This is a genomic window from Labrenzia sp. 011, assembly GCF_003075075.1.
In the GTDB taxonomy this organism is placed as follows: Bacteria; Pseudomonadota; Alphaproteobacteria; order Rhizobiales; family Stappiaceae; genus Roseibium.
On sequence record NZ_QCYM01000002.1, the window covers coordinates 115,704 to 133,528 of the forward strand.

A 17,825-nucleotide genomic window follows, 5' to 3' on the forward strand; every position below is an offset into this window, starting at 1 on the left:
TTCTGTTTTGTTGGGTTGGGCGCAGGTCCGGCATCCGCGGAAACCCTTGGGCCGGCGGCTGCGGCGCGACACTAGATCAACCTGCATTCATGTGCAATCGCATGAAAGCAGGGAAGTTGAATGTGCCTGAAAGCCCGAGTCCGCCCGTCCGCGCGTGCGCCCTTGCGGGCAGCGCCGGAATGCGAGGGCGGGCGCGCAGTCAAATGTCGCAAGTCCGTGACTTGAAGCTTTGGCGACAAGCCTATACACCGGGCCTTCGATCAGCCTTTGAACCGGCGTCACTGGAGAATGCATAGTGTCTAAGAATGAGCCGATCAGCGTTCAGGAAGCCCTCATCTACGTCATGGTCATCGTTTCGGCGTCGGACAATTCGATGACCGACAAGGAACTGGCCACCATTGGCGACATGATCAAGATGTTGCCGGTGTTCAAGGACTATGACGGCAACAGCATCATTCCGGCGGCCCAGCGCTGCGGTGACATTCTTCAGGAAGAAAACGGCCTGTCCCTCGTCCTGGAACTCGTCGGCGACATTCTGCCGGTGAAGCTCTACGACACCGCCTATGCGCTTGCAGTCGAAGTGGCTGCCGCGGATCTGGAGATCCATCAGGAAGAACTGCGGATTCTGCAGCTGCTTCGTGACCGGTTCCGCCTCGACAAGCTGACCGTTTCCGCCATCGAGCGCGGCGCGATCGCCCGCTACCGGACCGTCTAGAGCCCTCACCGCGCCTATTGGATCAGCACGATCCAGTCCGCGACCAGCGCCGGTTTGTCTTCGCCCTCGATCTCCACGGTGACGGCGAAGGTCAGCCTGGTCTGCTGCGGGGCACGTGCGGCCAATTCCTTGAGGGAGAAGCGGCCGCGAACCCGTTTGCCGGAGCGCACCGGGGCGAGAAAACGGACGGTGTCGAAACCGTAGTTCATCGACATCGAGGTCCCCTCGATCTCGCCGACCGCCTCGTAGAACATCGACGACAGAAGCGACAGCACCAGATAGCCGTGGGCGATGGTTCCCCCGAAGGGCGTACGGGCGGCGGCTTCCGGGTCGGTATGGATATACTGTCTGTCCCCGGTAATCCGGGCGAATTCGTCGATGCGGAGCTGATCGATCGCTTGCCAGTCAGAGAGACCGATCTCGGAGCCGATCCTTGCCGCGAGCGATTTCAGATCGCTGTGCTTTTCACCCATGTCGCTTCTCCTTGCGGAGACCGGCGTCGCCCGCTCTGCCACGGACACGCGCCGTCTCCATGACATGATCTCGTGTGCGTCCCCCAATACGAAAGACCGGGACATGACCGCCGGATATGCGTCCCACAGGCTCATTCTTCATGCAGCTCTCCTCAAGATGACGCTTCCGTGCCCGACGGATCCCGTGGCGCAGGCCAGACCGGTCAATTTCTGCTCTTGTGACGATGTTCGATACCCGGACCGGTGAGAAAGCTCAAATTGGACATGTTTCCTTAACGGGCTACTAGCGGGCCGCACTTTATGAATCTACACGAGGCCTGACCTGCCTTCGGGCGCAGCTGAAAATGACACCGATCTGTGCGGAGACCGGGAATTGACCATCCGATCTGTCAGAAACCACGCGAATGTGCGCTATCCGTTGAGGCGACACCGGCAACAGGTCGGCATGCTTCGCCCCGCGTATCCTGCGGGCACAAGAGTGCGCATGCAGTCAGCCCGGGAGAAATCCCGCTGGGGCACCCGCCTGCTGATCGCATTGGCCGGCTGGATCTGCGCCATTCTTGCGGACTCGCTGGTGATGTTCGCCAACGACCACTTTCACATTGCCAAGGACAGGGACCCGGAACTCTTTTCCGTCGTTCTGGGAACCGGCTTCGCGGGCCACGCGATCTATGTGATTTTCGCCGCGCTTTCCATCACCCTGCTGACCGCCTTCGACCGCCAGAAGTGGATCCTGTGGCTGCTGATCGGATTTCTGGTCGGGTTGGCGAGTATCTGACGCCGGATCAGTTCAGGCTGTGAATGGCGTCGGGCAGATCCAGGGAGAACGCCGGGATCACGACCTCGAACAGGGTGCCGTCCGGCCGTTCCATGGAATAGGAGCCTTCCATGATGCCGGAATCGGTGGTCAGCGGGCAGTGGGACGAATATTCGAAGGTCTCGCCGGGCTCGATCACCGGCTGTTCGCCGATGACCCCGTCACCACGAACTTCCGCCTGCCGGCCCATGGCGTCGGTGATCTGCCAATAGCGCGTCTTGAGCTGCACCGGCTCGGTGCCGCCGTTGTGGATCTCCACCATGTAAGCCCAGATGAACTCGCTTTCATCCGGCTTCGATTCATCGTCCAGATAAAACGGTTCGACCGAGACTTCGATCCCTTCGGTAGTGGCGCAATAACTGCCGGACACGATTGTTCCTTCTGGGTTCAGGCTCTGAGCCTTTCATTCAGGAGGGGCTTATAGGGCGAATGACACAAGCGTGAAAGAGGGTTGTTTGATCCGGAGCCGGATTTGCTTGTGATTTACAGCTGGATTTTGCATGTAGACGGCAGACAATTCACGAAAGACACGCCGCCAGATGCTCGACGCCCGCCTGCGCCCGCTGATCGATCCGCCGCTCAACCAGATGGGACGCTTGCTGGCGGCAGGCGGTGTCGGTCCGAACACCGTGACCCTGACCGGTTTCGCCCTTGGCATGGGCTCGGCGGCCGCGATTGCCGGCGGTTACTGGCTGGCCGGCCTGATCCTGATCGCCCTCAACCGGCTCGCCGACGGTCTGGACGGTGCGGTTGCCCGGGCCACCCGGAAGACGGATCTGGGCGGTTATCTGGATATCACCCTGGATTTTTTCTTCTATGGCGCGATCCCGCTGGCCTTCGCTGTCCAGAACCCGCACGCCAATGCACTTGCCGCCGCCGCGCTGCTGGCAAGCTTCTACGCCAACGGCTCGGCCTTTCTCGCCTTCGCCATCATGGCGGAAAAGAACAAGCTCACGACTGACACCCAGGGGCAGAAATCGCTCTACTATCTCGGCGGCCTTGCCGAAGGCACGGAGACCATCGCGCTGTTCCTGCTGATGGCGCTCCTGCCCGGCTGGTTCCCGTTTTTCGCCTGGGGGTTTGCCTGCGTTTGCTTCATCTCCGCAGGCGCCCGGGTCATGATCGGAGTCAAGGCGTTGCGGAGCTAGACCGCCGCCAGCGCCTTCTCCACATCCTCCAGAAGATCCAGCGGGTCTTCCAGGCCGACCGAAAGGCGCAACATGCCGTCGGTGATGCCGAGTTCGGCGCGGGCCTCCTCGCCGACCGACTGGTGGGTCGTGGTCGCCGGATGGGTGATGAGGCTTTTCGCGTCGCCCAGATTGTTGGAAATCCTGACGATTTCCAGCGCATTGGTAAAGCGGAAGGCGGCTTCCTTGCCACCGTCGATTTCAATGGCGAGCATGGTGGACCCGCCGCGCATCTGCCGGCGGGCGACCTCCGCCTGCGGATGGTCGTCGCGGCCGGGATAGATCAGCCGTTTCACCTTGTTTTGTCCGGCGAGGAAATCGGCGATTTGTCCGGCCGTTTCCGTCTGGCGGGCAACGCGGATCGGCAGGGTTTCCAGGCCCTTCAGCAGCACCCAGGCGCTGAAGGGGCTCATGTGCGGACCCGTGTGCCGGATCAGCGGCATCACCTCGTCGGAGATCCACTCCTCGTCCGAAAGAACGACGCCGCCCAGACAGCGGCCCTGGCCATCGATATGCTTGGTCGCGGAATAGACGACCACATCGGCGCCGAGGCTCAGGGGCGACTGGAACAGGGGCGTGGCGAAGACATTGTCGACGACCAGGCGGGCCCCGGCCTCCCTGGCGATCTGCGCCACCGCGGCGATATCGATGATTTCGAGGGTCGGATTGGTCGGGCTTTCCAGAAACATCGCCCGGGTGTTGGGGCGAACGGCGGCCTTCCATTGCTCGATATCGGTGCCGTCCACGAGCGTGCTTTCCACACCGAAGCGCGGCAGCAGGGTTTCGCAGATATAGCGGCAGGACCCGAAGAGCGCCTTGGCGGCGACCACATGGTCACCAGCCTTGACGCAGGCCATCAGCGCCAGCGTGACGGCGGCCATGCCGCTGGCGGTGCCTCTGGCGGCCTCCGCCCCTTCCAGCGCCTTGATGCGATCCTCGAACATGGTGACGGTCGGATTGGCGTAGCGGGAATAGACGTAACCGGGGTCCTCGCCGTTGAAACGGGCTTCGGCGGCTTGCGCGTCGTCATAGACGAAGCCCTGAGTGAGATACAGGGTTTCGGAGGTTTCACCGAAGGGTGACCGCATGGTCCCGCCGTGAACCAGCGTGGTTGACGGGCGCCAGTTTTTACTTCCGGTCTTGGTGTTCTCAGTCATCTTCAGTCCACTCCAAATGCAAAAAACCCCAGCCAAAGGACCGGGGTTTGCACCTCCGGCCTTTTTAGCAACTTATTTAACGTGGCTGCAAGCCGGCCGGCCCAAATCACCACAACACGCAATTGTCGTAAGCGAAAACCGCTTGCGGGTCAATCACCTTGGACAAAGAACCAGAAACCCTGTTGGCGCGGGCCGCCGCATCCGTTAAGGACGGTAGGAAGAAGATCATGCGGGACACCCAGATGAATGTGACAACGGCTCAGCCCCTGAACGGAAGCGCATCTCTTTCAGCCGAGGGCATACTGCCCGAGCGTGTCATCCATGCCATGTTCGCCGGCGGAGAGATTTCCGCACCCGAGCCACCGGTGAGTGGTCAGGTGCAGCCGGCCAGTCTCGACCTGCGCCTGGGCGCAGTCGCCTATCGCGTGCGCGCCAGCTTCCTGCCCGGCCCCCGGATCAGGGTCGCCCACCGGCTGGAGCAGCTCAAGCTGCACACGGTGGACCTGGCGGTCGGCGCCGTGCTGGAAACCGGCTGCGTCTATATCGTCCCCCTTCAGGAAAGCCTGGCGCTGGCGCCCGACATCTCGGCAACCGCCAATCCGAAAAGTTCCACCGGCCGCCTCGATGTCTTCACCCGGGTGATCACCGACAACGGCCTTGCCTTCGACACGGTGCCGCCCGGCTACACGGGGCCGCTCTACGCGGAGATTTCTCCCCTCACCTTCCCGATCCTCGTGCGCACCGGCTCGCGGCTCAGCCAGATCCGTTTCCGGCGCGGGCACTCGCTGATCCCGGATGCCCGGCTGGAAGAGGTCCACAAGGCGCACACCCTGATGAGCGGTGGCAACGAGCGTATCGGCAACGGTGTCCAGCTGTCCATCGACCTTGAGGGCGACGGTCCCGGCAGCCTGATCGGCTACCGCGCCAAACAGCATTCCGGCCTGATCGACGTGGACAAGGTCGGCGCGCACGACCCGCTCGATTTCTGGGAACCGATCTATCGCCGCCGGACGGCGGAACTGATCCTCGATCCGGATGCGTTCTATATCCTGGTCAGCCAGGAAGCGGTGCATGTGCCGCCGGACTATGCCGCCGAGATGGTGCCCTTCGATCCGCTGGTGGGCGAATTCCGCGTCCATTACGCGGGCTTCTTCGACCCGGGCTTCGGCCATGCGGGCGCGGGCGGCATCGGATCGCGGGCGGTGCTGGAAGTCCGATCCCACGACGTGCCCTTCATCGTCGAGCATGGCCAGACCATCGGCCGCCTTGTCTACGAGCATATGGCGGAACGGCCGGAGCGGCTTTACGGCGAGGGCATCGGCTCCAACTACCAGGGACAGGCACTGAAGCTCTCCAAGCATTTCAGGATGTCCGCCTGACACCACATGGCTTTCAAGACGATCACCCGCGAGTTCGAAGGCTTTCTGGAAGACCGGAAATCGCGCTTTCTTGCGCATCTGGTTCCGATGGACCGCTTCGAACAGCGCCTTGAGGAGCTGCGCAAGGAGCACCGGAAGGCGGCCCATATCGTCACGGCCCACCGGCGCCTTCTGGACGACGACCGGATCGAGGAAAGCGGCAAGGACGACGGCGAACCGGCAGGCACCTCCGGTATGCCCACCCTGCGGGTGCTGCAGGGTGCCGAGCTGATCAATTGCGCCGTGCTGATCGTGCGCTATTTCGGCGGAACGAAACTCGGCGGCGGCGGGCTCGCCCGCGCCTATTCAGGCGCTGCGCAGGACGCGATCAACAACGCCAGGCTTGTGCCCTTCCGGAAGATCCTTACCCGGCAGGTCAGTGCGGATTTCGCGGCGAATTCGGAGCTGGAACGGAAGATCGAGACGCTCGGCCTGACCGTGCTGTCGCGCGATTATACCGAGACCGGGGTGTCCCTGACGGTCGAAGGACCGGAAGATCTCATCGGACAGCTCGAGGCGTGATTCGCGACCGGCAGGGTCATCAGGAGACCTTCCGTCCCATTTCCGCACGCAGCTGCTTCACTTCTCCTCTCAGCGCCTTCATCTCCTGAAGGATCAGCCCCGTGTCATCATGGATGGCCTGACGGTTGGCGTCGGCCTCCGCATCATGCTCTTCCTGCATGGCCGAGACGATGATGCCGATGAACAGGTTCAGCACGGTGAAGGCTGTGCACAGAATGAAGGGCACGAAGAACAGCCAGGCCAAGGGGAAGGCCTCCATCACCGGCCGCACGATGCCCATGGACCAGCTTTCCAGCGTCATGACCTGGAACAGCGTGTAGAGCGAGCGGCCGATGGTGCCGAACCAGTCCGGAAAGGCCTCGCCATAGAGCTTGGTGGCCATGACGGAGAAGACATAAAACACCAGCGCCATCAGAACCATGATCGAGCCCATGCCGGGCAGCGCGGCGACGAGGCCGCCGATGACACGGCGCAGGGACGGCACGACGGAAATCAGGCGCAACGCCCTGAGAATACGCAGGGACCGCAGGACGGAAAACGCCCCGCTGGCCGGCATCAGCGCGATGGCGACGATGGTGAAATCGAAGACGCTCCACGGATCCCTGAAGAATTTCAATCCGTGGGCATAGAGCCTCAGGGCGAGCTCGATCACGAAAATGCCGAGGATCAGGCGATCCAGAAACAGCAGCAGGCCGCCCATCTCGCGCATGACGGCGGGGCTGGTTTCCAGCCCGAGCGTCACCGCGTTCACGACGATGATGGCGACGATCGCGTATTCCCAATCGCGCGAGGCGACCAGCGCCCTGATCCGATTTCGCATTTACCTGCCCTGGACTGTGACCCAACCTGAGATGCGCCTTCATGCGCCGGGCGAAAGATGGCGTTTCCGGCGCTGCAGTGCAAGATGCCGACGGGTCAAAAGCCCGCTTGACAGGTCGGGCAAGTGGGAGCAAAAAGCTCAAATATCTCGGCGGGTGTAGCTCAATGGTAGAGCAGAAGCTTCCCAAGCTTAAGACGAGGGTTCGATTCCCTTCACCCGCTCCAGATTTTCAGACTTTCACGCCGCACCGCGGATCATGTCCGCCGCCTTCTCGGCGATCATCACCACGGGCGAAGCCGTGTTGCCCGAGACGATTTTCGGCATGACCGACGCGTCGATGATGCGCAGGCCGTCCAGGCCGCGTACCCGCAGCTCCGGATCGACCACGGCCCTGTCGTCCACGCCCATGCGGCAGGTGCCGACCGGGTGGAAGATGGTCGTGGCGATATCGCCGACCCTGGCAAGCAGATCGTCGTCACTCTCGACCGCCGGACCGGGCAGGATCTCTTCCGGCTGGTAAGGCGCAAGAGCATGGGCGGTCATGATACGGCGGGCCTGGCGCACGGAGGTGACCGCAATCTGGCGGTCCTTTTCCGCAGACAGGTAATTCAGCCGGATATCGGGCTGGTCTGACGTTTCCCGGCTGCGGATATGCACGGAACCGGTGCTTTCCGGGCGCAGGTTGCAGACCGATACGGTGATGGCCGGGAAGCTGTGCAGCGGGTCGCCGAGCTTGTCGGTGGAGAGCGGCTGGACGTGATACTCCAGATCCGGCATGTCCAGCGACGGGTCGGATTTCGTGAACATGCCGAACTGGCTCGGAGCCATGGCCATCGGACCGGAGCGGGTCAATCCGTATTGCAGCGCGATCGCCGCCTTGCCGAAGAGGCTGTTGGCCATGGTGTTCAGGGTCTTCGTGTTCTGTACCTTGTAGACGGTGCGGATCTGCAGATGGTCCTGGAGATTGCCGCCGACATCGGGGCTTTCATGGCGCAACTCGATACCGTGAGCGGCCAGAACTTCGCCGTTGCCGATACCGGAAAGCTCCAGGATCTTGGGCGAGTTGATCGCCCCGGCCGCCAGCAGCACCTCACGTTCCGCCCTGACGGTCACGTCCTTGTCCTTGTGGGAAAACGCCACACCGACGGCGCGCCGGCCCTCAAGCAGGACGGATCTCGTTTCCGCGTGGGTGATCAGCCTCAGATTCGGGCGCTTCAGGGCCGGGCGCAGAAAGCCCCTGGCGGTGCTCCAGCGCACGCCGCCCTTCTGGTTGACCTCGAAGAAGCCGCTGCCTTCATTGTTGCCGTCGTTGAAGTCCGCGCGCGGTTCGACACCGAACTCCCGGGCGCCCTCCTGAACCGCGCGCAGGATTTCCCAGCTCAGCCGCTGCCTGGCCACCTTCCATTCGCCGCCACCGCCATGCATGGAGGTTTCTCCGGCATGGTGGTCTTCCGATTTCAGGAAATAGGGCAGCACGTCGTCCCAGGCCCAGCCCGCATTGCCGAGTTGCCGCCAGTGGTCGTAGTCGGCGGACTGGCCGCGCATGTAGATCATGCCGTTGACGGAAGAGCAGCCGCCGAGAACCTTGCCGCGCGGATAGACCAGACTGCGTCCGTTGAGCCCCGGTTCGGCGGCGGTCTTCATCATCCAGTCTGTGCGCGGATTGCCGATGCAGAAGAGATAACCGACCGGAACATGCACCCAGTGGTAATTGTCCGAACCACCGGCTTCCAGGAGAAGAACCCGCACGGACGGGTCTTCCGTCAGGCGGTTGGCCAGAACGCAGCCAGCCGTTCCTGCTCCGACGATGACATAGTCGTAGCTTCCCTCCAGTTCGTTCGCCCGGCTCATCCTGTGTCCCGCTCCCTGAATTTTCCGGTGCGGACAACGGTTCGATCATCGGATCCCGCCACCTGCTCCGTCCTTGTCGTGCACCGCGTGTCCGAACCGGACGGACGGCCTCCCTGCTCCCATGAATAGCCGCAAATCCCTGCGCCCGCCATTCAGCGCAAAAGCTTACACCGGATCCGGCCGATTGCCACCGCCGGACGGCCTCGCAGTATCCCGCAAAACACCCCCACAAACCTGCGCGCGCCATCCGGCGTAATTCCTGGCTGACAAACAGGACAGGGGCACGATATTCTGCGGGTGCGATTCCCCGGCTGCCCGATGGCGGCGAGCCGTTCTCAAATCCGTTTCAGGAATGCTGCGTGATCACTGGACTGTCCATCGCCCGGGTTCCCGGCCCCGCCCTCAAGCGCTTTCTGGCGGGTGTGTGGATGGCTGTTTCCGGCGCCGTCCTGCCGGCAGCACCGGCAGCCGCCCAGGACGCCCAGGTGCGCGTGCCGAATTTCTGGGATCCGAAGGCTGTGCACGACCGGCCGGCGTCCATTCCCGACAAGATCCAGTTTCTGGCGACCGATGACTATCCGCCCTTCGTCTTCCGCGACCCGCAGGGGCGGCTGACCGGGTTCAATGTCGATCTGGCACGCGCCCTGTGCCAGGAGCTCGGCAGTTCGTGCTCTCTCAGAATCAAGGATTTCGAGGTTCTTCTGCCCGCCCTGGAGGAAGAGGAAGGCGATGCCGTCATTTCCGGCCTGTCGCGCAGCCTGCCGTCGACGCGGCGCCTGAATTTCACCGACGACTATCTGAAGCTGCCGGCACGCTTCGTGGTCCCGGTGGATCAGGCAGAGAGTTTCAACGAACAGGATCTGAGCGGCAAGACCATCGCCGTGGAAGCCGGCTCGCGCTACGAGGCCTTCGTGACCCGTTTCTGGCCCGCGGCGAACGTCCTCAGCCTCGATGATGAAAATGCCGCAAGGGATGCAGTCAGGACCGGAGAGGCCGATGCGCATTTCGGCGACGGCCTCAGCCTTTCCTTCTGGCTGCCGAGCGAGGCCGCCGACGGATGCTGTTCCTTTGCGGGCGGTCCCTGGCTGGAAGCCGGCTATTTCGACCAGGGCATGGCGATCGTCACCCGGCGGGACGACCCGGAACGGGCCGCCGCGCTCAACTACGCCCTCCGCCAGCTGCACCAGAAGGGCGTCTACCGGGAACTCTATCTGCGCTATTTTCCGCTCAGTTTTTACTGACCCGCACCGGCAAGCCTTCAGCGATCGTCTTCGTCCGGCCCCCGTCCCTGCCTGAGAAACGGAATGGCAAGGCTGAACAGGAAGGAATGGGCTTTCGGAGTCAGGGCGGGACCGAGCCCGATCTCCATGCCGTCATGACCCTTTTCCGGCTGGTCGACATAGGTGCCGAACAGACGGTCCCAGATGGACAGGTAGAAGCCGTAGTTGGAATCCGTTTCGCGCCGGTAGACGGAGTGATGCACCCGGTGCATGTCCGGCGTCACGATCACGTAGCGCAGCAGCCGGTCCGCCCACAGCGGCAGACGCAGGTTGGCGTGGCTGAAGACAGCCGACCCGTTGAGCACGATCTCGAAGATCAGCACCGCCGCGACCGGACCGCCCAGGGCGGCGATCACAAGTCCCTTCCAGACGAAGGACAGCAGGATCTCGAGCGGGTGGAACCGCAGCGCCGTGGTTGCATCGACCTCGCTGTCGGCGTGATGAACCCGGTGGATGCGCCAGAACAGCGGGATCTTGTGGGACATGAGATGCTGGAACCACACGGCAAGATCGAGCGCCAGAAAGGTGAGCACCCCGGCGAGCACGCCCGACCAGCCCAGCAGCGGGAAGAGCCCCCAGCCGTTGTTCAGGACCAGGAGTGCCAGCCCGGCGCCGCCGATGGGAAAGATCAGCCGCACCACGAGCGCATCCAGGAAGATCAGACCCCAGTTGGCCGGCCAGCGCTTCAGGCGGCCGGATGTCCGCTGCCGTCTCGGCAGGCCGGCTTCCAGCAGGGCCATCAGCAGGAAGATGCCGACAAAACACGCCATGCGGATCTGATTGATGTCTATCTGGTCAAACATGGTTCAAGGTTGCTCTGTCCACTGCGGAACCGCTTGCCAATGGTTCCAAGGCCCTATAGGCGATATGCTTTCTAGCATATTTCCCTTCCATTGCCGCTGCGACGGATGACAGCATCATGACTTCCTTTCTCTGGACCCGCCCCGAAACGCCGCCCGCGGCAACGCTGCTGCTCGCCCATGGCGCCGGCGCGCCGATGGACTCCGCCTTCATGAACAAGCTGGCCGCCGCGCTGGCGGTGGAAGGCATCGCCACGGCCCGGTTCGAATTCGCCTATATGGCCGGACGCCGCACGGGCGGTTCGAAAAAGCCGCCGCCGCGCGCGGACAAGCTGATCGGGGAATTCCAGACCGCACTTCAGACCGTGATGCAGGAGACGGACAGTCCGCTGCTGATCGGTGGCAAATCCATGGGCGGGCGCGTCGCGGCCATGCTGGGAGGCGGCGCGTCCCTGCCCGGCCGCGTGACCGGTATCTGCTGTTTCGGCTATCCGTTCCATCCGACCGGCAAACCGGACGCGGAATGGCGTCTGGCACCGCTGGAAGAAGCCCGGCGACCTGTGCTCATCCTGCAGGGCGACCGCGACGCTTTCGGCTCCCGAGCCGAACTGGAGGATGCGTCCCTGCCCGCGCATGTCCGTTTGACCTATCTGGAAGACGGCAGCCACGATTTCGGTCCGCGCGGCAAATCTCCCGCGACGCTTGACGGAAATTTCGCGGTGGCGGCCGGGGCCGTCGCCGATTTCATTCGATCACTGTGAATTCCTGACAGGCGCGCCTTCACGGGCGCTCATGCACGGCCGGCCGCCTACTCCGCCGGCGTGAGCGCGCGCCCCTTGCCGACGAGCCCGGTCCCTGCCCGCTTCGGCCGCAGACGGACGAGCCCGCCGATATCGTCACCGATCTTCATCAGGGCCGGCACCAGCACCAGAACGAGGGCCGTTGCCGTGCCCAGTCCGAAAACGATGGTGATGGCCATGGGCAGGAGGAACTGCGCCTGGAGACTGGTTTCGAACATCAGCGGCAGCAGGCCGCCGATGGTGGTCAGCGAGGTGAGCAGAACGGCCCGCAACCGGTCGCAGCTTGAACTCACGGCCGCCGTGTCCAGATCCTCTCCGGTCGCCCTGCGTTCCTCGAACCGCGCAACGAGAATGATGGAGTTGTTGACCAGGATCCCGGCAAGACCAAGCAGACCGATCAGGCTGAGAATGGTCAGGTTGTAGCCCATCAGATAGTGGCCGACGATCGCTCCGACGATGCCGAACGGTATGATGGACATCACCACGATGGGCCGTGCGTAGCTCGCGAAGATCGCCGCCAGGATGATATAGATTCCGGCCACCGCCAGAAGCACCCCGGTCAGGAGTTCCGAAAAGGCGTTCGACTGTTCTTCCGCCCGGCCGGCGAAGGAATACTCCAGGCCGTAACGCTCCGCGAGGTCCGGCAGGAAGGCGCTGTCGAGCTCGGAGATGATGCTGTTGTTGGACGTGACCGTGCTGTCGACATCCGCGACAACGGTGACCACGGTCCTTCCGTCCCGCCGCAGGATGACGGAAAACCCCTGCGCATCCGTCAGATTGACGATTTCGGTCATGGGAACGAAATCCCCGGCGGGGGTCTTCAGGGAAAGCTGGCGCAAGGCGGCGGTCCCGTCCTGATCGAACACCTGCTTCACCCGGACTGCGACTTCCTCGTCGCCTTCGGCAAAGCGCTGCGCGATGTTGCCTTCGAAGGCATTGCGGATCTGACGGGCCGCGCTCTCGACCGTGAAACCGAGAGCCCGCCCGCGCGGGGTCAGTTCCACCACCAGCTCGGGCTTGCCGTAGGGCAGGTCATCCTCGACGGCGCTCGTGCCCGGATAGCCGGACAGTTCCTGCTGAAGCTCCTGCGCGGCGGCCTTGAGCTCCTTCAGCGGCGCGCCGGTCAGCCGAATGTCGAGGTCGCGGCCCGGAGGTCCGCCCCGGCGTTCGGCAATGGCGATCCGGGACGTTCCGGGAATGGACGGCACGAAGGACTGCCAGGCCCGAACGATTTCCGGGGTACGGACGCTGCGTTCCTCCGAAAGGGTCAGCTGTACGGTGATGTTGGCGACATTGTCGCCCTGGCTGTTGCCGGCTTTTCCGAGCGTTGCATAGGTCGCCAGCACCAGTTTCTGCTCCGTACCTTCGGTGAGCTCTGCCTCGGCTTCTTCCAGCGCCTCCTCGATGCGCAGGATCGCGGCAATCGCCTCGTCCTCGGGGATACCGGCATGGAAGAAGATCGACGCGGTGAGATTTTCCGCCTCCGGTGAGGGAAAGAAGGTGAAGCCGATCCGGCCGCCGCGCACCAGGCCGACAGCCAGGATCATGGCGGCAATGGCAATGGCCAGCGTGACATAGCGCCATTGCACGGCCGCCGAGACCATGGCCCGGAAGGGATAATCCCGCAGCCAGTCAAAGCCCCTGTCGAAGGTCCGGCGGAACCAGCCGGGCTGCGGATTGTCTTCGCGTGGCTGACCGTTGCGGCGCAACGCCATGAGGAATGTTTCCAGTCCGAGCGCCAGCAGAAAGCATGCGACGACGACGATGAGTTCGAAGGCGAAGGTCCCGACCACCTCCTTCAGGCTGCGCAGTGGATCGTCGACCAGGTCGAGATAGGGCGGCACGGCCATGTCCGGCTGCGCGACAAGTGCGGTGAGGAAAAAAGCCGGGGCCCCGGCAATCAGAACCACGCGCCACCAGCTCCAGCCCGGACGGTTGCCGAGCGCGTGGGAGAGATGCCCGGGCAGAACCAGGAAACACTCGATCAGCGAGGCAATCACCACCGCCACGACGACCACCGGGAGCGTGCCCATGATCTGTCCGAGAACATCGCCCACGAGCAGGATCGGCAGGAAGGCGGCAATTGTCGTCAGGCTTGCGGCCAGGATCGGCGCCAGCATGGTGGTCGCGCCGTTGATCGCGGCTTCCTGGGGCGTGTCGCCGAGGCTTTGCCGCGTCGCCGTGTGCTCACCGACCACGATCGCGTCATCGACGATCACCCCGAGCATCATGATCAGGGCGAACAGGGAGATCATGTTGATGCTCTCCCCCATCAGCCACATGATGCCGAGCGTTGCCATCATCGCGACCGGTATCCCGGCGGCAACCCAGAGGGCGATCCGTGCATTGAGAAACAGAAACAGGATGGCAACGACCAGAACAAGACCGGAAAGACCGTTCTCGATGAGCAGGGAAATACGTCCCCTGACGGCATCGGCGCTCACGTCGTATTTCAGGATTTCGAGGGTGCCGGGCAGTTGCGGGGTGATTTCGGCGAGATACTCATCGACGATTGCCGCGGCCTTCAGCGTGTCGGTTTTTTCCGCGCGCAGGATCTGCATTTCAACCGCCCGCGTACCACCGGAAAACCCCTGGTTCTCGCTGGAATCGAAATCCCGCACGACGGTTCCGATATCCTTCACGAGCGTCTTTTCGCCAGAGGAAAAGGATTTGACCTCGACCCGGCCGACGGCTTCGGGCGAGCGTGCTTCCGACAGGGCACGTATCTGCCGCTCGACGGCGCCGTCGAGACTTCCGGCGGGCAGATCGGTTGTGTTGCCCGCGATCTGCGCGGCGACATCGGAGACCGTCAGATCCAGCCGGTGCAGTTCGCGCTCCGGGATCTCCACCAGATATTCCGGTGACCGGTAACCGTAGAGTTCGACCTTGTCGATACCGCGGGCGAGCAGGTCATCGCGCATCTGGCGCGCAAAGACCTTGAGCGCCTGTTCCGAAAAGGGGCCGCGCAGGGCCAGGGTCGCCACACTGTCGGTGAACGTGGATGCGGAGACCACCGGCGTTTCACTGTCGACCGGTAGCGTGGTCACCCCGGAAACGGCCTGTTCCACGTCGGACAGCGCCTGCTGCATGTTGGTGCCTTCGACGAATTCCATCTGCACCGCGGCGCCGCCCTCCCGGCCATAGGAGACGATCTCGTCCAGCCCGTCGATGAAGCGCAGCTCCGGCTCGATCACCTCGAGGATGTTCGCCGATACATCTTCCGCGCTTGCGCCCGCCCAGGTGATCGAGACGGTGATCCGGTCGGTCATAACGGTGGGAAAGAACTGCGTGTTCAGCTTCGCAAAACCATAGGCTCCGAACAGGACCATGACGGCCATGATCAGATTGGCCGCATTCGAGTGGCGAACGATCTGTTCGAGAAAGCTGCGGTTTATTGCGTCTGGCGCCATGATACGCTCCCTCAGCCGCTCTGGCCGGTGCTGCCGGTTCCCGAAAGCGGGGCCACGTCGTCCGGCTCGACCGGATCGGCGTTCACATCCTTCACCAGCAGACCGGCGCCTGCCTCGGGAATGCGTGTGGCCAGAAGGGTTTCGCCGTCCTCCAGCGCCCCCTCGACAAGAATGTAGCCGTCATCGATCGCCAGCGCGTTCACCTCGCGCGGCTCCAGGCGGCTGTCCCTGACGACATAAACCGTTCCCTCGCCATAGAAGGCCGCTTCGGGAATGCGGAAACTGTCCGTATAAGACCGGTCGGACAGGCTCACTTCGACGAAGGCACCGGGACGAAGCGGGACCTGGGTGGCGGAACTGTCGATCGATGCGATCAGATCGACCCCGCCGCGCGTGCTGGCAACATCCGCACCGATGCGCGTGACCGTGGCCGGGTAGGTCACCGGCTCATTGCCGAGAAACCAGGTAACCTCGACCGGACGCCCGACGACCGTTCCGCTTTCCGCCAGAAGGCGTCCGTACTGGTTGTCCGACAGGGTGAACCGGACATCGAACGCATCGCTGCCGTACAGGGAGACGACCTCGTCGTTGACACCGACGAGCCGGCCCACTTCGACGGATTCGGAGCGGACGATGGCGTCGAACGGCGCGCGCAGGATGGTGTTTTCCAGCTGGCGCTGCGCATTTTCAAGCCGCCACTCGAGACGGCGGATCGCCGCCTGCTGCTGGAGAACCCTGGCTTCTTCGAGCGCCAGCGAATTCTGTGTCTGTTCCAATGTCTGCTGACGCTGGGAGACGAGCAGCTTGCGGTCGTCCAGAGTGCGTTCCGTGACCGTTCCCCTGCCCTGCAGCTCCTCGGCCCGCTCAAGGTCCTTGCGGGCGAATTCCAGTTGTTCCTGCGCACGCAGCTCGTTGGCCGTTTCAAGCTTGACGCGTCCCTCGCTTTCCACGAGAGCCGCCCGGGCTTCGGCGAGATTGGCCTGCGCCTCGGTAATGGCGCCCTCGAAGTCGAAACGGTCGATCGCAACCAGAACCTCGCCCTTCGATACGGCGCCACCGGCTTTCAGGTTCGGATGCACCTCGATCACTTCACCGGCCACAAGCGATCGCAGTTCGACCTCGCGTCCGGCAGACGTTTCCCCGTAGACATTCAATTGCGGCGCATGATCGCCACGCACCAACGTCACGGTTTCGACTGCATAGCTTTTTTCCTGCACGGGGCGCTTGGGAAGCTCTGGCCTGGTGCCCACCAGATAGTTCATTCCCTTGACCGCACCGAACAGAATGACGAGCGCGACAACGGTCTGCAGCAGTGCCCGCAGGGCCAGAATGACGCGCCTGGATCGTCTCCGCCCATGTGCGTCCGCAGGCGGCAGCACTTCGGCCACGGACTGGTTTCCGGCTTCTGAATGTAAAGACTGCAACATTTTCCGCTCACCAGACACGTGAAGAATTGGGGGTCTGCATGCAAAACAGGCATGCTTCGCACTGCAGCATATCAGCAGGACTTAATGTCGGCGATCCGTATTGGCACGTGGAAAAGTGTAACAAAATGTTGCCGGCGGGCCTGAATAGACCCGCCGGCATGCGATAATCAGCTGTCGAAAGTGTATCTGGTGCTGCAGAACTCGCAGGTCACGACAATCTTGCCTTCAACCGTTACCGCTTCGATTTCCTCCGCCGAGAACCCGGCGAGCACGTTTTCGATCTTCTCCCGTGAGCAGCGGCATCGGTCGGCAAGTGGCTGCGCTTCGAAGAGCCGGACGCCACGCTCGTGGAACAATCTGAAAAGCAGCATTTCGACGCTGACTTCCGGATCCGTCAGTTCGACATCCTTGACCGTATCGACCAGCGCCTTGGCCTCGACCCAGGCATCGTCTTCCTCGACTTCGTGCTGGCCGGTGCCCTCCGGAGCGTCACCGGGGTGGATATCGGCCTGTCTCATGCGCTCGGGCGCTTCAGGCAGGAACTGGATCAGAACACCGCCCGCGGTCCAGGACCTGGCATGGCCTTCCCCTTCCCGGCGGGTGAAGAGTTCGCCGACACCGAGGCGCACTTCCGTGGGGATCTGCTCGGAGCGTTCGAAGTAACGGCGCGCAACTTCCTCGAGGGACACCCCGTCCAGCTCCACAAGCCCCTGGTATCGCTGCATGTGCTTGCCCTGGTCGATGGTCATGGCGAGATGACCCCGGCCAAGCAATGCCTCGGGCGTGGCCTCGCCGGCCATCGTCAGTGCCGATACCCGTTCGGCGTTGAAGGTCGCGCAGGCACGGATCGCATCCGGCGAGGCGAAATCCACCACCAGCATGGAAACCGGCCCGTCAGTCTGCGTCTGAAGCGTGAAGCGGCCGTCGAATTTCAGCGACGTACCGAGCAGGCTGGTCAGAACGATGGCTTCCGCCAGAAGGCGGGAGACCGGTTCCGGATAGTCATGCCGCCCCAGAATGGTTTCCAGGACAGGGCCGAGCGCGACGGCGCGACCGCGCACATCCAGCCCTTCCACGGCAAAGGGCCGGACAGCGTCCAGCCCTGCAGGCGTAATGCCCAGGTCATCGAGATTCAGTGCCACTTTGGC

General features: G+C 63.1%; 16 protein-coding genes, 1 tRNA gene and 1 riboswitch. Of the genes, 8 read left to right on the forward strand and 9 right to left on the reverse strand.

Annotated elements, in window-relative coordinates:
* Positions 1-343 precede the first annotated feature (343 nt).
* On the forward strand, positions 344-715 hold the full coding sequence (locus DCO57_RS03335; RefSeq protein WP_116697711.1) for a tellurite resistance TerB family protein: 372 nt from the start codon (positions 344-346) through the stop codon (positions 713-715).
* Positions 716-729: 14 nt separating this feature from the next.
* Here the strand turns inward: DCO57_RS03335 and DCO57_RS03340 are convergent, their stop codons facing one another.
* A complete protein-coding gene (locus DCO57_RS03340; protein WP_116697450.1) occupies positions 730-1,188 on the reverse strand; it encodes a MaoC family dehydratase in 459 nt (152 codons plus the stop codon).
* A 484-nt stretch (positions 1,189-1,672) separates the two neighbouring features.
* On the opposite strand from DCO57_RS03340, the gene DCO57_RS03350 reads away from it, so the two are divergent.
* The gene (locus DCO57_RS03350) at positions 1,673-1,966 is read left to right on the forward strand and encodes a hypothetical protein (RefSeq protein WP_116697452.1); all 294 of its coding nucleotides are present in this window, start codon (positions 1,673-1,675) and stop codon (positions 1,964-1,966) included.
* Positions 1,967-1,973: 7 nt separating this feature from the next.
* Here the strand turns inward: DCO57_RS03350 and apaG are convergent, their stop codons facing one another.
* The gene (gene apaG, locus DCO57_RS03355; RefSeq protein ID WP_116697453.1) at positions 1,974-2,375 is read right to left on the reverse strand and encodes a Co2+/Mg2+ efflux protein ApaG; all 402 of its coding nucleotides are present in this window, start codon (positions 2,373-2,375) and stop codon (positions 1,974-1,976) included.
* A 169-nt stretch (positions 2,376-2,544) separates the two neighbouring features.
* On the opposite strand from apaG, the gene DCO57_RS03360 reads away from it, so the two are divergent.
* Entirely contained in the window at positions 2,545-3,153 is a 609-nt protein-coding gene (locus DCO57_RS03360) for a CDP-alcohol phosphatidyltransferase family protein (RefSeq protein ID WP_116697454.1), read from the forward strand.
* On the opposite strand, the gene DCO57_RS03365 is transcribed toward DCO57_RS03360, so the two are convergent.
* Complete coding sequence (locus DCO57_RS03365; protein ID WP_116697455.1) at positions 3,150-4,349, reverse strand: O-succinylhomoserine sulfhydrylase; 1,200 nt, start codon at positions 4,347-4,349, stop codon at positions 3,150-3,152. The two genes, DCO57_RS03360 and DCO57_RS03365, sit on opposite strands and share 4 nt — an antisense overlap.
* Before the next feature lie 43 nt (positions 4,350-4,392).
* A riboswitch (SAM riboswitch) is annotated at positions 4,393-4,472 on the reverse strand.
* A 119-nt stretch (positions 4,473-4,591) separates the two neighbouring features.
* On the opposite strand from DCO57_RS03365, the gene DCO57_RS03370 reads away from it, so the two are divergent.
* The gene (locus DCO57_RS03370; protein WP_116697712.1) at positions 4,592-5,728 is read left to right on the forward strand and encodes a 2'-deoxycytidine 5'-triphosphate deaminase; all 1,137 of its coding nucleotides are present in this window, start codon (positions 4,592-4,594) and stop codon (positions 5,726-5,728) included.
* Between the two features lie 6 nt (positions 5,729-5,734).
* On the forward strand, positions 5,735-6,289 hold the full coding sequence (locus DCO57_RS03375) for a YigZ family protein (RefSeq protein WP_116697456.1): 555 nt from the start codon (positions 5,735-5,737) through the stop codon (positions 6,287-6,289).
* A 19-nt stretch (positions 6,290-6,308) separates the two neighbouring features.
* Here the strand turns inward: DCO57_RS03375 and DCO57_RS03380 are convergent, their stop codons facing one another.
* Positions 6,309-7,109: an ion transporter gene (locus DCO57_RS03380; RefSeq protein WP_116697457.1), complete on the reverse strand. Its 801-nt coding sequence runs from the start codon at positions 7,107-7,109 to the stop codon at positions 6,309-6,311.
* A gap of 150 nt (positions 7,110-7,259) precedes the next feature.
* Here DCO57_RS03380 and DCO57_RS03385 point away from each other — a divergent pair.
* Positions 7,260-7,333 (forward strand) — tRNA-Gly (locus DCO57_RS03385).
* A gap of 13 nt (positions 7,334-7,346) precedes the next feature.
* Here DCO57_RS03385 and DCO57_RS03390 read toward each other — a convergent pair.
* Positions 7,347-8,960 carry a GMC family oxidoreductase N-terminal domain-containing protein gene (locus DCO57_RS03390; protein ID WP_116697458.1) on the reverse strand — a complete coding sequence of 538 codons (1,614 nt, stop codon included), beginning with the start codon at positions 8,958-8,960 and terminating at the stop codon, positions 7,347-7,349.
* A 359-nt stretch (positions 8,961-9,319) separates the two neighbouring features.
* Between DCO57_RS03390 and DCO57_RS03395 the strand changes: the two genes are divergently transcribed.
* A complete protein-coding gene (locus DCO57_RS03395) occupies positions 9,320-10,201 on the forward strand; it encodes a transporter substrate-binding domain-containing protein (protein ID WP_208977769.1) in 882 nt (293 codons plus the stop codon).
* A gap of 17 nt (positions 10,202-10,218) precedes the next feature.
* Here DCO57_RS03395 and DCO57_RS03400 read toward each other — a convergent pair whose 3' ends face one another.
* The gene (locus DCO57_RS03400; protein WP_116697459.1) at positions 10,219-11,043 is read right to left on the reverse strand and encodes a sterol desaturase family protein; all 825 of its coding nucleotides are present in this window, start codon (positions 11,041-11,043) and stop codon (positions 10,219-10,221) included.
* Positions 11,044-11,159: 116 nt separating this feature from the next.
* On the opposite strand from DCO57_RS03400, the gene DCO57_RS03405 reads away from it, so the two are divergent.
* The gene (locus tag DCO57_RS03405) at positions 11,160-11,801 is read left to right on the forward strand and encodes an alpha/beta family hydrolase (protein ID WP_116697460.1); all 642 of its coding nucleotides are present in this window, start codon (positions 11,160-11,162) and stop codon (positions 11,799-11,801) included.
* A 47-nt stretch (positions 11,802-11,848) separates the two neighbouring features.
* On the opposite strand, the gene DCO57_RS03410 is transcribed toward DCO57_RS03405, so the two are convergent.
* The 3 genes from DCO57_RS03410 to DCO57_RS03420 all read right to left on the reverse strand — a co-directional run bounded on the left by DCO57_RS03410 (position 11,849) and on the right by DCO57_RS03420 (position 17,819).
* Positions 11,849-15,250, reverse strand: coding sequence for an efflux RND transporter permease subunit (locus DCO57_RS03410; protein ID WP_116697461.1), 3,402 nt, complete (start codon positions 15,248-15,250; stop codon positions 11,849-11,851).
* Between the two features lie 11 nt (positions 15,251-15,261).
* The gene (locus tag DCO57_RS03415; RefSeq protein ID WP_208977770.1) at positions 15,262-16,638 is read right to left on the reverse strand and encodes an HlyD family efflux transporter periplasmic adaptor subunit; all 1,377 of its coding nucleotides are present in this window, start codon (positions 16,636-16,638) and stop codon (positions 15,262-15,264) included.
* A 206-nt stretch (positions 16,639-16,844) separates the two neighbouring features.
* Positions 16,845-17,819 carry an Hsp33 family molecular chaperone gene (locus DCO57_RS03420; RefSeq protein WP_116697463.1) on the reverse strand — a complete coding sequence of 325 codons (975 nt, stop codon included), beginning with the start codon at positions 17,817-17,819 and terminating at the stop codon, positions 16,845-16,847.
* Positions 17,820-17,825 lie beyond the last annotated feature (6 nt).

What these genes read in the sequence shown, in the direction of transcription:
- DCO57_RS03410 (WP_116697461.1), bottom strand. Translation starts at nt 15,250, where the DNA reads ATGGCGCCAGACGCAATAAACCGCAGCTTTCTCGAACAGATCGTTCGC.
- DCO57_RS03365 (WP_116697455.1), bottom strand. Translation starts at nt 4,349, where the DNA reads ATGACTGAGAACACCAAGACCGGAAGTAAAAACTGGCGCCCGTCAACC.
- DCO57_RS03335 (WP_116697711.1), top strand. Translation starts at nt 344, where the DNA reads ATGGTCATCGTTTCGGCGTCGGACAATTCGATGACCGACAAGGAACTG.
- DCO57_RS03390 (WP_116697458.1), bottom strand. Translation starts at nt 8,960, where the DNA reads ATGAGCCGGGCGAACGAACTGGAGGGAAGCTACGACTATGTCATCGTC.
- DCO57_RS03405 (WP_116697460.1), top strand. Translation starts at nt 11,160, where the DNA reads ATGACTTCCTTTCTCTGGACCCGCCCCGAAACGCCGCCCGCGGCAACG.
- DCO57_RS03340 (WP_116697450.1), bottom strand. Translation starts at nt 1,188, where the DNA reads ATGGGTGAAAAGCACAGCGATCTGAAATCGCTCGCGGCAAGGATCGGC.
- DCO57_RS03370 (WP_116697712.1), top strand. Translation starts at nt 4,592, where the DNA reads ATGAATGTGACAACGGCTCAGCCCCTGAACGGAAGCGCATCTCTTTCA.
- DCO57_RS03350 (WP_116697452.1), top strand. Translation starts at nt 1,673, where the DNA reads ATGCAGTCAGCCCGGGAGAAATCCCGCTGGGGCACCCGCCTGCTGATC.
- DCO57_RS03375 (WP_116697456.1), top strand. Translation starts at nt 5,735, where the DNA reads ATGGCTTTCAAGACGATCACCCGCGAGTTCGAAGGCTTTCTGGAAGAC.
- DCO57_RS03380 (WP_116697457.1), bottom strand. Translation starts at nt 7,109, where the DNA reads ATGCGAAATCGGATCAGGGCGCTGGTCGCCTCGCGCGATTGGGAATAC.
- DCO57_RS03360 (WP_116697454.1), top strand. Translation starts at nt 2,545, where the DNA reads ATGCTCGACGCCCGCCTGCGCCCGCTGATCGATCCGCCGCTCAACCAG.
- DCO57_RS03400 (WP_116697459.1), bottom strand. Translation starts at nt 11,043, where the DNA reads ATGTTTGACCAGATAGACATCAATCAGATCCGCATGGCGTGTTTTGTC.